Below are 12580 nucleotides of genomic sequence, written 5' to 3'. Positions count from 1 at the left end.
CAGGTTTCATTCACGTCGTTCAACCCAGGACGTCGATACGATCTGTGCACACAAGCGGACTCTCGGTGGTGGGAATGGACAGCGGACTCGAAAGCCGACGGATCGTGCACCCGACGGAGAAGATCGTCACCGGACGGTTGGTACGCCTGCTCGACGGCTACACCCGCGAGGTGCGCATCGGTCAGCCGGTGCTGGTGGCGGTGCTCGCCGCGGCGGCGTTCGCCCGGCTACCCGCCCTGCTGCTGCGCTCGCTGTTCTCCTTCGGCGGTGGCGGCACCCGCCGTCGGTGGAAGGAGCTGAAGCAGGGCCCGGAGTACCTGGTCGTCCCGGTGCGCCTGCGCGACACCGCCGGCCAGCTCTGCGAGGTGGAGCTGCACGGGCACCTGCCGCAGAGCGCCCTGCACCCGGCGGACCAGGTGCAGCTCACCCTGCGCCCGCAACGCGACCCGGAGCTGCCGCCGCGCATCGAGCGGATCGTCAACCTCACCACCGGGCAGTTGCTCACCCCGCGTACCGCGACGCTCTGGTCGCACCTCGGTCCGCCGCTGCTGTTGCAGGCGTTCCTGGGCGCGCTGCTCGTCGCCGGCATCACGGCCTGCTCCGCACTGACCTGACCGCGAGGCCGCCGGGCCCTCGGGACCGGTCGGCGGTCCAGCCAGCCCAGGCGGCGTCGCGGGTCAGCCGACCGGGGCGGCGTCGCGGGTCAGCCGACCGGGGCGGCGTCGCGGGTCGGCCGACCGGCGGCGACGGTGTCGAGCATGCCGCGGCGGCGGGCCCAGCGCTCGAAGACCAGGGTGGCGAACGGCGGCACGGCGCAGGCCAGCGCCACGACGGTGGCCGGCAGGCTCCACCGGCGCAGGCGGGCCACCGCGAGCACCAGCAGGACGTACGCGACGAACAGGCCGCCGTGGATCGGCCCGAAGATCTTGACACCCAGCTCGTTCTCCGGCGGCCCGTACTTGACGAGCATGCCGATCAGCAGGGCCAGCCAGGAGCAGGCCTCGGCGATCGCCGCCGCAACGAACAGCCGGGTCACCTTGTCGCGCATCGCCACGCCTCCACCTCTCGGGCGGCAATGGTATCGGTGCGGGCACGCCGCCACTTTCACCGGGACAGGGATCACCGGACCCGTCAGTGGGTAGGAAAGGAGCCTCAGGTATTCCCCTGCCCGACGAGGACGTGCGAGGTTAGGGGGACCAGCGGTGACAGGGTGGTGACGATGGGCGAGGACGTCGGCGTACGAACCTTCAGTCGAGAGGATCGGGCCCGCTACCGCGACAAGGTCCGCCGCTGCCTGGATGTCTTCGCCGAGATGCTGCGCGAGTCGCGCTTCGACGTCGACCGGCCGATGACCGGCGTGGAGATCGAGCTGAACCTGGTCGACGAGGCGTCGAACCCGGCGATGCGCAACGCCGACGTGCTGGCGGCCATCGCCGATGAGAGCTTCCAGACCGAGCTGGGCCAGTTCAACGTCGAGATCAACGTGCCGCCACGGCGACTGACCGGCACCGGCACGGCGGACTTCGAGGAGTACGTCCGGGCCAGCCTGAACGCCGCCGAGGTCAAGGCGCGGGCGATCGGCGCGCACATGGTCATGATCGGGATCCTGCCGACGCTGCGCCCCGAGCACCTGACCGCCGAGACGCTCTCCGCCAACCCGCGCTACAAGCTGCTCAACGAGCAGATCTTCGCGGCGCGCGGTGAGGATCTGCCGATCGCCATCAGTGGCGTCGAACGCCTGGCGGTCACCGCCGACACGATCACCCCGGAGGCGGCCTGCACCAGCACCCAGTTCCACCTACAGGTCAGCCCGCCCCAGTTCGCCGACTACTGGAACGCCGCCCAGGCGGTCGCCGGCATCCAGGTCGCCGTCGGCGCGAACTCGCCGCTGTTCTTCGGCCGGGAGCTGTGGCGCGAGACCCGCATCCCCCTGTTCCAGCAGGCCACCGACACCCGGTCGGAGGAGATCAAAGCCCAGGGGGTACGACCCCGGGTCTGGTTCGGCGAACGCTGGATCACGAGCGTGTTCGACCTGTTCGAAGAGAACGTGCGCTACTTCCCGGCGCTGCTGCCGGTCTGCGACCAGGAGGACCCGGCGCAGGCCCTCGCGGCCGGTGAGGTGCCCAATCTCGCCGAGCTGCGCCTGCACAACGGCACCGTCTACCGGTGGAACCGCCCGGTGTACGACGTGTCCCGGGGCCGGCCGCACCTTCGGGTGGAGAATCGGGTGCTGCCCGCCGGCCCGACCGTGCTGGACACCATCGCCAACGGCGCGTTCTACTTCGGACTGGTCCGCGCCCTGGCCGAGTCCGACCGGCCACTGTGGTCGCAGATGTCGTTCAGCGCCGCCGAGGAGAACTTCACCAACTGCGCCCGGCACGGCATCGAGGCGCAGGTGTTCTGGCCCGGTCTGGGCTATCTGCCCGTCACCGAGCTGGTGCTGCGCCGGCTGCTGCCCATGGCACACCACGGCCTGGACCGGTGGGGGCTCGACCCGGGCGAACGCGACCGGCTGCTCGGCATCATCGAGCAGCGCTGCCTGACCAGCCGCAACGGCGCGACCTGGCAGGTGGAGACGCTGCACCGGTTGGAGTCCGCCGACCACCTGGACCGGCCGGAGGCACTACGGGAGGTGGTCCGCCACTACGTCGACCTGATGCACAGCAACCGGCCGGTGCACGAGTGGCCGATCCCGTAGGCGCCCCGGGTCGACCCGACCGCCGGGCTCGACGACCCGGTGATCCGCCGGGGCTCAGCCTCGCGGGGTGGGCACACCGAAGAGATCGGTGATGCCGCCGGGAAGCTGGGCGAGCAGGTCGTGTCGCTCGTCGTCGTCGAGCGCCTCGGCGACGGTACGCAACACCGCCTGGGCGTGTTGACGCACGTGGTCCGCGTTCGCGACCTGTTCGCGGTCCCCGACGTTCTTCAGGAACTCGCCGACGTCCCACCGGCGGCCCTGCGGATTGCGGGTGACCGACCCGTTCAACCGGTCCGGTAGCTGTGCCGCCAGGTTGTCGGCCTCCTGCCCGGCGAGCCGTTCACCGAGCACGGACAGGACGGCCTGTACGGAGCGCACCGCCTCGTTCTCACCGAGGCCCGCTCGCTGTCGTACCGTGGAAATCATCTGCTCGTACTCCATGACCCGCTCCTTCGCTTCTCCCCGAACTTCCGTCGGGGCTGCCTGCGGACGAACGGGGCGAGTTCCCAGGCTCCCTGGCCACAAACGGGGTCACGTGCGGATCTGGACTTTCCTGCCCGCAACGGGCGGCGGCCTCAGAAAGCCCCAGTCCCATCGGGTTGCCGGCCGAGCCGGGTCGGGCCGTGCCAGAGCCCGCCCGCTGGCACCGGGGCACCATTCGCCGGGGTGGACGGCGTCCCTTGTGGACCCCGCGCGGCATTCATGAGTGTCGTAGGCTGTGGCGGCTCGCATATCGTCTGATCACGACGGGGGATGCAGGTGGCCACTTCTGGACCAGACCCAGCTTCGACGCAGAGGTCCCCGCGGGTGCCCCTGACCCGTCGGCACATGCTGCGGGCGGGAGCGGCGGCCGTCGGCGGCGCGGTGCTCGCCGGCGGGTTGGAGGCCGGACCCGCGCAGGCCGCGCCGGAGGCCGCGAAGCGTGTGCTGCGGGCGCCGGCGCTGGCGCCCGGCGATCGGGTCCGGGTCGTGTCGCCCGGCAGCACCCCCGACCCCACGAACATGGCCCGCGGCATCGAGATCCTGCGCGGTTGGGGCCTGGAGGTCGAGCTGGGCACGCACGTCTTCGCCAAGTACGGCTATCTGGCCGGCACCGACGCGCAGCGGCTGGCCGACCTCAACGCCGCGCTCAACGACCCGGGGATCCGTGCGGTCTTCGCCGCCCGTGGCGGTTACGGCACCCAGCGGATCGTCGACGATCTCGACGTCTCCGGTCTGCGCCGGGACCCGCGGGTGGTCGTCGGCTTCAGTGACATCACCAGCATCCACGGCAAGCTCTGGCGCGAGGTTGGCCTGGTCACCTTCTACGGACCGATGGTCAACTGGAGCGACAGCCGCACCGGCCCCGAGTCGGCCGAGGCCCTGCGCCGGGCCGTGATGACGACCGCACCCGTCACGATCGTGCGGGATCCGGCCGAGACGGCCGCCCCCGTGCTGGTGCCCGGCCGGGCGTCGGGGCCGCTGCTGGGCGGCTGCCTCACCCTGCTCTCCACCTCGCTCGGCGCGAGCGACGCCCCGAGGTTCGACGGCGCGATCCTGTTCTTCGAGGACGTGGACGAGGCCCCGTACAGCATCGACATGATGCTGACCGAGCTGCGCCGGGTGGGCGTCCTGTCCAGGGTTGCCGGGGTGGTCATCGGCCAGATCACCAACAGTGTCGGCGAACCCGGCGAGTGGGACGCGGCGGCGGTCCTCAAGGACCGCCTGTACGACCTGGGCGTGCCGGTCCTGGGTGGTCTGCGGCTGGGGCACGGCAACGGGCAGCTCACCGTGCCGCTCGGCGCGCGGGCCACGATCGACGCCGAGGCGGGGACCCTGACGGTGGAGCCCGGGGTCCGGCCGCGTTAGCCGGTGGTCCCCGCGCGTCGGTCAGACCGTCAGCAGCACCTTCGTACAGTCGTCCTGCTTCTTCTGGAAGATCTTGTAGCCCTTCGGGGCGTCGCGCAGCGGCAGCCGGTGGCTGACGATGAAGCTCGGGTCGATCTCGCCGCGCTGGATCCGCTCCAGCAGGGGCCGGGTGTAGCGCTGGACGTGGCACTGACCGGTCCGCATGACGAGCGACCGGTTCATGAACGCGCCCATGGGGAACTTGTCGACGAAACCGCCGTACGCGCCGACGACCGAGACCACCCCACCCGAGCGGCAGGCGAGGATCGCCTGGCGCAGCGCGAACGGCCGCTCCGTCTCGACCCGGGCGGCCTGCTTCACCCGGTCGTACGCGTACATGGCGGCGTTGCCGTGGTGGCCCTCCAGGCCGACCGCGTCGATGCACGCGTCGGGCCCCCGGCCGGCGGTCAGCTCGTTGAGGGTGTCCAACACGTCCACCTCCTCGTAGTTGATCGTCTCGGCGTCGATGTGCTCCTCGGCGAGCCGCAGCCGGTACGGGTACCGGTCGATGACGATCACCCGTTCCGCGCCGAGCAACCGGGCGCTGGCCGCGGCGAGCAGTCCGACCGGCCCGGCGCCCCAGACGGCGATCACCTGCCCGGGTTTGATGTCGCACATCTCGGCGCCCATGTAGCCGGTGGGGAACACGTCGGCGAGCATGACCGCCTGGTCGTCGCGGACGTCGTCGGGCACCTTGAGCGGGCCGATGTCGGCGAACGGCACCCGGGCGTACTCGGCCTGGCCGCCGGCGTACCCGCCGAGGAGGTGGGAGTAGCCGAAGATGCCGGCCGGCGAGTGGCCCATGATCTTCTCGGCGATGCCGGCGTTCGGGTTGGAGTTCTCGCAGACCGAGTAGAGGCCGCGTTGGCACGACGAGCAGTGCCCGCAGGCGATCGGGAAGGGCACCACCACCCGGTCGCCGGGCTTGAGGTTGCGCACCTGCGGGCCGACCTCGACCACCTCACCCATGAACTCGTGGCCGAGGATGTCGCCCTTGCGCATCGCGGGGATGTAGCCGTGGTAGAGGTGCAGGTCGGAGCCGCAGATCGCGGTGGTGCTGATCCGGACGATCGCGTCCCGGGCGTTCATGATCTTCGGATCGGGTACGTCGATGACCTTGACGGTGTCGGTGCCCATCCAGGCGGTGGCCTTCATCCTCGGTCCCTTTCGACAGTGGGCGGTCAGCGGCGCGACGGCGGCAGCGGCTGCGCGGGACGCTGCATGGCCTGCTGGCGTACGGAGATGCCGTTGGGGCTGCCCTCGGAGCGGACCACCTCGCCGGTCTCCAGCACCTGCTTGAACCGGCGCAGGTCGTCACGGACCTGCTGCTCGGGTTCCTCGCCGAAGAGCTTCGCCACCGCCCGGCCGAGCGCGCCGGCCGGCGGCGCGTAGCGCAACTCCACCCGGACCTCGGTGCCCCGGTCGCCGGGCGCGGGCACGAAGCGGACCCGGCCGGCGTTGGGCACCCCGGTCCCCGCCAGCGATCGCCAGGTGATGGACGTGTTCGGCTGGTCGTGGATGATCTCGGCGTCCCACTCGACGCGATGGCCGGCCGGGCCGCGCGCGACCCAGTGCGATCGGCGCAGGTCGTCGGCGCGCACCGACTCCAGGTGCGTCATGAACCGGGGCAGGTTCTCCACGTCGCGCCAGAACCGGTACGCCTCGGCAGGTGACCGGTTCACCGTCACCGCGATCTCCATCCGGATCATCCGCGCCCGTGCGCGTCGCGCTCGGCTGATCCGCACGGCGCTGACCACGTCGACGGCCGCGATGCCGGCGATCGCGACTGTGGTCAGGGCGACGCGGCGTCGTCGTTCACCGCTGCGGTCGGCGAGGGCGCGGACGAGCAGGGTCAGGTCCATGGCGTCGCCGGCCACCCGGCTCCACGCCCAGCCCGCCGGGCGACGACCGCCGAGCAGGCCGGCGGCGCTGCCCAACTCCCGTACCCCGACGGCCGGGAGCACCGCGCGCGCGGCCGGGGAGTCGTCCACCCCGGCCAGTCGCGCGAGACGGCCCGGCGCGACCAGGGCGCCGACGCCCAGTGCCAGGCTCAGCAGGCCTAGCGCGCTCGGCAACGTCGCCGGCACGGGCCCGTCCAGCTCCGGCAGGAGCACAGTGTCGACCCGGTCCATGTCCGGTCCCCCTCCGGTCGGCGTAGCCGGCGGCGGGCCGGCGCGGCGGCGAGGCCGCGACCCTGACGCTATGTCCTGAGCGTGGCCCCCGCGCCCGCTTCGCGGTAGAAGGTCCGTTGCGGGCGGCCGCCGTCGCCGTCGCACCGCTCGTCGTGGAGGCCGCGACGTTTGCGCGGTCACCCTCGGCGAGGGTCCGGCGGACGCCGACGGTGGTGGACTTCGACCTGGGCTGAACGAGACGGCCGCCGGGAGTTAACGGCGGCCCGCACCGGGTAGCCGGCATCCGCTTCTACCAGCACCCGGGGAGGTGGGATGACGGCGACAAGTGCCTTTTTCGAGCGGTTGACAGTCGCCGGCCAGGATCCGCGGTTCAGCAAGGTGTGCGGGAGCGTGCGGTTCGACATCGGGGACGGCGGCAACCTGGAGCAGTGGCTCCTGGAGATCGATCATGGCCAGATGCGGGTGCGGCGCAGCGCCGACCCCGCCACCACCGTGATCACGGTGTCGGCGCCTGTCGCGGAGGCGATGGCGCGCGGTGAGGTGAACGGCCTGGCGGCGATCACCCGGGGCGAGATCATGGTCGACGGCGACCTCGGCCTGGCGTTGCGGCTCGGACGGCTGTTTCCGCGTGAGCCGGGGCCGTTGCAGAGGGGCGGCCCGGACAGTGGGACGTAGCCGATGAGGGACATCGCGGAGACCGTGTCGTGTATCGACGGGAACACCTTCATGGTGTCCGACGCCAGCGGCGACGTCGACTCGTCCCCCGCCACGCCGGTCGGGCTGTTCGCCGCCGACACCCGCTTCCTGTCCCGCTGGATGCTCTTCGTCAACGGCGAGTGCATGACCGCGCTGTCGGTGGACGACAGCCAGTACTACGAGGTTACGTTCTTCGTGGTGCCGGGCGCGGCGGTCGACTACGTGCAGGCCGACGTGTCGGCCATCCGGCGCCGGCGCATCGGTCCGGACCTGACCGAGTCCCTGACGATCTTCAACTACGGCGAGCAGGAGAGGGATCTCGACATCCGGCTGGAGGTGGCTGCCGACTTCGCCGACATCTTCGAGATCAAGTTCGACATCGGGGAGAAGACCGGCACGCACTACACACACGTGGGCCCCGACGAGTTGCGCCTGGGCTACCGGCGCGGCACCTACCGACGTGAGGTCGTCCTGTCGGCGAGTGAGCCCGCCGAGTTCGACCCGGACGGCCTGCGCTTCACGATCCGACTGGGCCCCGGGCAACAGTGGTCGACACGGTTGCAGGTCGCCATGCTGGCGCTACGTCCCGACGGCGTCGACCTGCGCTCCGCGCTGCGGGCCCAGCGGCCCGACGACTCCACGCTGCCCACCAGCCTGCGGGCCTGGGTCGCGGCGGCCCCGACCCTGGACACCGAGAGCGCCGCGCTGCAACAGGTGTACCACCGCAGCCTGGTGGACCTGGCGGCGCTGCGCTTCGCCCCGCTCTCGCTCAGCGGCGCGGCCGTACCCGCCGCCGGGTTGCCCTGGTTCATGACGCTGTTCGGCCGCGACAGCCTGCTGACCTGCCTGCAGACCCTGCCCGTCACCCCGTCGTTGACCCCGCCGACGTTGCGGATCCTCGCCTCTCTGCAGGGCGTCCGCACCGACGACGTGCTGGAGGAGGATCCCGGCCGGATCCTGCACGAGCTGCGCTACGGGGAGTCGGCCGCGTTCGAGGAACAACCGCACTCCCCCTACTACGGCACCGTGGACGCCTCACCACTGTTCGTGATACTGCTCGACGAGTACGAGCGGTGGAGTGGCGACACCGCGCTGGTGCGGGAGTTGGAGCAGGAGGCTCGCGCCGCCCTGGCGTGGATCGACAACTACGCGGACCTCACGTCCACCGGCTACGTCTGGTACGAGCGACGCAACCGCGCCACCGGCCTGGACAACCAGTGCTGGAAGGACTCCTGGGACAGCATCTCCTACGCCGACGGCAGGCTGCCGGGCTTCCCGAGGGCCACCTGCGAAACCCAGGGGTACGCCTACGACGCGAAGATCCGCGGGGCTCGGCTGGCCCGTACCGTCTGGGGCGACCCCGACTACGCCGAGCGGCTGGAACGCGACGCGGCGGCGCTGTACGACCGGTTCAACCGGGACTTCTGGCTGGCCGACCGCGGTTACTACGCCCTCGCGCTGGACCACGACGGCACACCCGTCGACAGCCTGTCGTCGAACATCGGGCATCTGCTGTGGAGTGGCATCGTGCCGCCGGAGCGGGCCCCACAGGTCGTCGAACACCTGATGGGCCGGGCGCTCTTCTCCGGTTGGGGCGTGCGGACCTTCGCCGAGGGGCAGCGCCGCTACAACCCTCTCGGCTACCACAACGGCACGGTCTGGCCGTTCGACAACTCGTTCATCGCCTGGGGTCTGCGCCGGTACGGGTTCGCCAGCGAGGCGGGCCGCATCGCGGAGAGCATCCTGTCCGCCGCCACCTACTTCGAGGGTCGGCTGCCCGAGGCCTTCGGCGGTTTCGACCGCAACACCACCCGCTACCCGGTCCGGTATCCCACCGCCGGCAGCCCACAGGCCTGGTCCAGCGGAGCGTCCATCCTGCTCCTGCGCACCATGCTCGGCCTCAACCCGCACGAGGACCACCTGGCCGTCGACCCCTCGCTGCCGTCGGCCTTCGGACGGGTCGCGCTGCTGGACATCCCCGGCCGCTGGGGCAAGGCCGACGCCTTCGCCCGGCACCGCCCCGACCAACCCTAGAGGCGCAATTCCGCACCCTGGATGCGGCAGAGGGCGCAGCCGACGGCCGCCGCTCACCTCGGTGGGCCTATGCGGTGGTGAGCGGTATACCTCAGAGTCGTATTCATACCCGAGGTATGCCGCTAGGGTCACGGTCAACCGTCGGCCGCTCCGATGGCCCGGTGCCGGTGTGTCGCGTCCACCGGTGCGCGACGGCTCCACGCCACCGCTCCCCCACCAGCGACGCCACGCGGCCCCCACGGCGAATCGGAGCAAGATTTTTCTCCAAAAAATGTAATCACGCAATCGCCGGAGACACGCGCCCAACACCTCGAACACTTAACGAAGACTTAAGACTGCGCGACCGAAAAACCGTTATCCGGCAGGGCGAAGACGGCGACCAGGAGACCTTCCGACCACTGTTCTTAATTCTTCTTCCGCGAGTTGTTGCCAGCTCTGCGTACGCCCATAATTCCTTTCGTCAAAAGCTTTGTCGCCGACGCAAAGGACAACACTGGTAATGCGGACCACCCCCGCGCACGTCGCACCGGCGGACCGGGCGCGAAAGCGTCGCCGCCGCACCCGCATCTCGCTCGCCGCCGCCGTCGTGGCCGCACTGGGCGCCAGCGGCATCTACATCGCCGGCGCCCAGGCCGAAGAGGTCGCCGTGCCCGGCCGAATCCAGGCCGAGGCCTTCGCGGCACACTCCGGGGCGCAGACCGAGGACACCGGCGATGCCGACGGCGGCCGGAACGTCGGCTGGCTGGCCAGCGGCGACTGGCTGCGCTACGACGGCGTATCGATCACCGGGGCCAACCTCACGGCCCGGGTTTCCTCGCACAACGCCACCGGCGGCACGGTCGAGCTGCACCTCGCCGCGCCGGACGGTCACCTGCTCGCCACCTTCCCGATCGCGCAGACCGGCGGCTGGCAGAAGTGGACGACGGTCACGGCGAAGGCGTCCGCCGTGCCGGCCGGCCCGCAGACCGTCTTCGCCGTCCTGAAGAGCACCTCGACGTCGGACTTCGTGAACCTGAACTGGTTCACGTTCGGCCCCGCGGCGGGCTCGTCGCCGAGCGCGCCGGCGAGCGCCTCGGCGACGCCCACCGCCTCGTCCGCGCCGACCCCCACCCCGTCGGCGTCCGCCTCCACGTCCGTCCCGCCGAGCGCACCCGCCGGCGGTTGGGTCCCGGTCGACCAGGCCCGGTGGAGCAGGGAACTGGCCGCCTTCGACGCCCTCACCCCGAAGGCGGTGACGCCGGGGACCACCCGGGTGCCCGAGTTCCACACCGACTGCGAGGTCGCCAACTCGGCGCCGGACGACCCGATCGTCGTGCCCGCCCTGCCGGGCGCCTCGCACATGCACACCTTCTTCGGTCCGAAGATCGACGCCTTCACCACGACCGACAAGCTGCTCTCCGCGACGACCAACTGCAACGCCCCGGGCGACAACAGCGCCTACTGGACCCCGGAGTTGCGCAAGGACGGTCAGCCGGTCCCGATCAAGAGCATGCGCGTCTACTACGGCTCGCGGGTCAAGGACCCGTCGACAGTCAAGCCGTTCCCGCCGGGCCTGCGGGTCGTCGAGGGCGACGCCAAGCGGCAGGTGGACACCCCGAAGAACGCCGGTAGCAACCAGTTCTGGTGCGCCGGCAGCGCCGAGATCGGCCGCAGCGCCGACGGCAACTGGCCGGTCTGCGCACCCGGCGGCAACCTGATCTTCCAACTGGTGTTCAAGGACTGCTGGGACGGCAAGAACATCGACTCACCCGACCACAAGTCGCACATGGGTGACCCGGTGAACGGCGTCTGCACCGGCAAGTACCCGGTGGCCGTGCCGGACCTGTCCTTCATGGTCAACTACCAGTCGCTGGGCGGTGACGGTCTCACGCTCTCCTCCGGCAAGCCGTCCTCCATGCACGGCGACTTCATGAACGCCTGGGAGCCGGCACGCCTCGGCGCCCTGGTGAAGTCCTGCCTCAACCAGAACGCCAAGTGCGGCACCGAGGTCACGTTCGCCGGCGGCTGACCGGCACGCCCCCACGGTTGCCACCGGACGACCCTCTCGCTCAGGCGAGGGGGTCGTCCGGCATCGTGTCCGGCCCGGTCCCGTTGCGCGGCTCCCCGATCCCGGTGCGGAGCTTCCCGGCCCCACCGCGGAGCGTGAGGATGGATGTCGCCGTCAGCGCGACGGCGCGGTCGTCGTCTCGGGACAGGTCCACCAGGGCCCGTGCCGCGGTGTCGCCGGGGATGTCCGCCAGCGCCTCGGTCAGCCGCCGACGCGCCGACGGCGCCACGGTCCCCCGGGCGAGGCAGCCGACGAGCCTGGTGGCGATCAGTGCCGCCACCGCGGGTTCGGTCGCCAGCACGCCCAACACGTCGGCTGCCTCGGCGTCCTTCGTGGCCTCGCCGACCATGTCGACAAGCGTCGGGACCGCGTCCGCCACCCGCCGCGCCCCGAGCGCCAGCGCCGCGTGCCCGCGGACCACGACGTCGGAGTTCGCGAGGGCGTCCCGCAGCACGTCGGTCGCCGCGTCGTGCGGGATCTCGGCGATGGTCCGGACGGCACGCTCGCGTACCTCGGCCCGAGGTGAGCGTAGGCCGTCCGCGAGCAGCGCCAGGCCGTCGTCCCCCGACTGTGCCAGCGCCCACCGCAGGGCTCCTGCGACGTTCGGGTCGGTCTCGTCGAGCGCCGCCTCGACGAGCGCCTCCACGGGCACCGGAGCCCCGTCGACCGAGGACAGGGCCGCGCGCTGACGCCTGCCCGCGCTCGGTGAGCCCAGTGCCTGCAGGAGCGCGACGACCTGGAGGACGTCCTCCCAGTCGGCGGGGTCGGCGGCGGCGATCCGGCGCAGTCGGGTGAGCAGGTCCCGCTCATCCGCGATGCGTTGTCGCGTCCGCTGGATCAGGTCGTCGACGAGGCCGGAGGGCGTGAAGCCGGGATCGTCGAGCGCCCGCCGGACGTCACGCAGCGACAGGCCCAGGGACCGCAGGCTCTCGACCTGGAAGATCAGCCGGATGTCCTCGTCGGAGTACTCCCGGTAGCCGGCGCCGCTACGGCCGGTCGGCCGGACCAGGCCGAGCGAGTCGTAGTGCCGGAGCATGCGGGCGCTGACCCCGGACCGGCGCGCCACGTCACCGATCAACACCTGCG

Annotated in this window: 11 protein-coding genes; 6 read left to right on the top strand and 5 right to left on the bottom strand. The window is 71.3% G+C overall.

What is annotated here, in order from left to right; translation table 11 throughout:
• Nucleotides 1-65: 65 nt before the first annotated feature.
• A complete protein-coding gene (locus ACGFH8_RS29185) occupies nt 66-614 on the top strand; it encodes a hypothetical protein (RefSeq protein ID WP_393373590.1) in 549 nt (182 codons plus the stop codon).
• Nucleotides 615-703: 89 nt separating this feature from the next.
• Here ACGFH8_RS29185 and ACGFH8_RS29180 read toward each other — a convergent pair whose 3' ends face one another.
• On the bottom strand, nt 704-1048 hold the full coding sequence (locus ACGFH8_RS29180; protein WP_393373587.1) for a DUF3817 domain-containing protein: 345 nt from the start codon (nt 1046-1048) through the stop codon (nt 704-706).
• Between the two features lie 171 nt (nt 1049-1219).
• Between ACGFH8_RS29180 and ACGFH8_RS29175 the strand changes: the two genes are divergently transcribed.
• Entirely contained in the window at nt 1220-2698 is a 1479-nt protein-coding gene (locus ACGFH8_RS29175; protein ID WP_393373309.1) for a glutamate--cysteine ligase, read from the top strand.
• Nucleotides 2699-2752: 54 nt separating this feature from the next.
• On the opposite strand, the gene ACGFH8_RS29170 is transcribed toward ACGFH8_RS29175, so the two are convergent.
• Nucleotides 2753-3139, bottom strand: coding sequence for a DUF2267 domain-containing protein (locus ACGFH8_RS29170; protein WP_393373306.1), 387 nt, complete (start codon nt 3137-3139; stop codon nt 2753-2755).
• Between the two features lie 366 nt (nt 3140-3505).
• Between ACGFH8_RS29170 and ACGFH8_RS29165 the strand changes: the two genes are divergently transcribed.
• Nucleotides 3506-4546: an LD-carboxypeptidase gene (locus ACGFH8_RS29165; RefSeq protein WP_393373303.1), complete on the top strand. Its 1041-nt coding sequence runs from the start codon at nt 3506-3508 to the stop codon at nt 4544-4546.
• A 21-nt stretch (nt 4547-4567) separates the two neighbouring features.
• Here ACGFH8_RS29165 and ACGFH8_RS29160 read toward each other — a convergent pair whose 3' ends face one another.
• The gene (locus ACGFH8_RS29160) at nt 4568-5740 is read right to left on the bottom strand and encodes a zinc-dependent alcohol dehydrogenase (protein WP_393373300.1); all 1173 of its coding nucleotides are present in this window, start codon (nt 5738-5740) and stop codon (nt 4568-4570) included.
• Between the two features lie 26 nt (nt 5741-5766).
• A complete protein-coding gene (locus ACGFH8_RS29155) occupies nt 5767-6717 on the bottom strand; it encodes an SRPBCC family protein (protein ID WP_393373297.1) in 951 nt (316 codons plus the stop codon).
• A gap of 312 nt (nt 6718-7029) precedes the next feature.
• On the opposite strand from ACGFH8_RS29155, the gene ACGFH8_RS29150 reads away from it, so the two are divergent.
• From ACGFH8_RS29150 to ACGFH8_RS29140, 3 genes are all read left to right on the top strand, one after another.
• A complete protein-coding gene (locus tag ACGFH8_RS29150) occupies nt 7030-7392 on the top strand; it encodes an SCP2 sterol-binding domain-containing protein (protein ID WP_393373294.1) in 363 nt (120 codons plus the stop codon).
• 3 nt (nt 7393-7395) lie between these two features.
• Nucleotides 7396-9447 carry a glycogen debranching N-terminal domain-containing protein gene (locus ACGFH8_RS29145; RefSeq protein WP_393373291.1) on the top strand — a complete coding sequence of 684 codons (2052 nt, stop codon included), beginning with the start codon at nt 7396-7398 and terminating at the stop codon, nt 9445-9447.
• 499 nt (nt 9448-9946) lie between these two features.
• On the top strand, nt 9947-11455 hold the full coding sequence (locus ACGFH8_RS29140) for a DUF1996 domain-containing protein (protein WP_393373288.1): 1509 nt from the start codon (nt 9947-9949) through the stop codon (nt 11453-11455).
• A 40-nt stretch (nt 11456-11495) separates the two neighbouring features.
• Here the strand turns inward: ACGFH8_RS29140 and ACGFH8_RS29135 are convergent, their stop codons facing one another.
• Nucleotides 11496-12575 (bottom strand): MerR family transcriptional regulator, encoded by a 1080-nt coding sequence (locus tag ACGFH8_RS29135; protein WP_393373285.1) that lies wholly within the window; start codon nt 12573-12575, stop codon nt 11496-11498.
• Between the last annotated feature and the right edge of the window lie 5 nt (nt 12576-12580).

The sequence above is a fragment of the Micromonospora sp. NPDC049175 genome (assembly GCF_043197345.1).
GTDB lineage: Bacteria > Actinomycetota > Actinomycetes > Mycobacteriales > Micromonosporaceae > Micromonospora.
This window is presented reverse-complemented; position numbering and strand designations above follow the sequence as displayed.

What these genes read in the sequence shown, in the direction of transcription:
- ACGFH8_RS29170 (WP_393373306.1), bottom strand. Translation starts at nt 3,139, where the DNA reads ATGGAGTACGAGCAGATGATTTCCACGGTACGACAGCGAGCGGGCCTC.
- ACGFH8_RS29150 (WP_393373294.1), top strand. Translation starts at nt 7,030, where the DNA reads ATGACGGCGACAAGTGCCTTTTTCGAGCGGTTGACAGTCGCCGGCCAG.
- ACGFH8_RS29140 (WP_393373288.1), top strand. Translation starts at nt 9,947, where the DNA reads ATGCGGACCACCCCCGCGCACGTCGCACCGGCGGACCGGGCGCGAAAG.
- ACGFH8_RS29155 (WP_393373297.1), bottom strand. Translation starts at nt 6,717, where the DNA reads ATGGACCGGGTCGACACTGTGCTCCTGCCGGAGCTGGACGGGCCCGTG.
- ACGFH8_RS29175 (WP_393373309.1), top strand. Translation starts at nt 1,220, where the DNA reads ATGGGCGAGGACGTCGGCGTACGAACCTTCAGTCGAGAGGATCGGGCC.
- ACGFH8_RS29160 (WP_393373300.1), bottom strand. Translation starts at nt 5,740, where the DNA reads ATGAAGGCCACCGCCTGGATGGGCACCGACACCGTCAAGGTCATCGAC.
- ACGFH8_RS29180 (WP_393373587.1), bottom strand. Translation starts at nt 1,048, where the DNA reads ATGCGCGACAAGGTGACCCGGCTGTTCGTTGCGGCGGCGATCGCCGAG.
- ACGFH8_RS29145 (WP_393373291.1), top strand. Translation starts at nt 7,396, where the DNA reads ATGAGGGACATCGCGGAGACCGTGTCGTGTATCGACGGGAACACCTTC.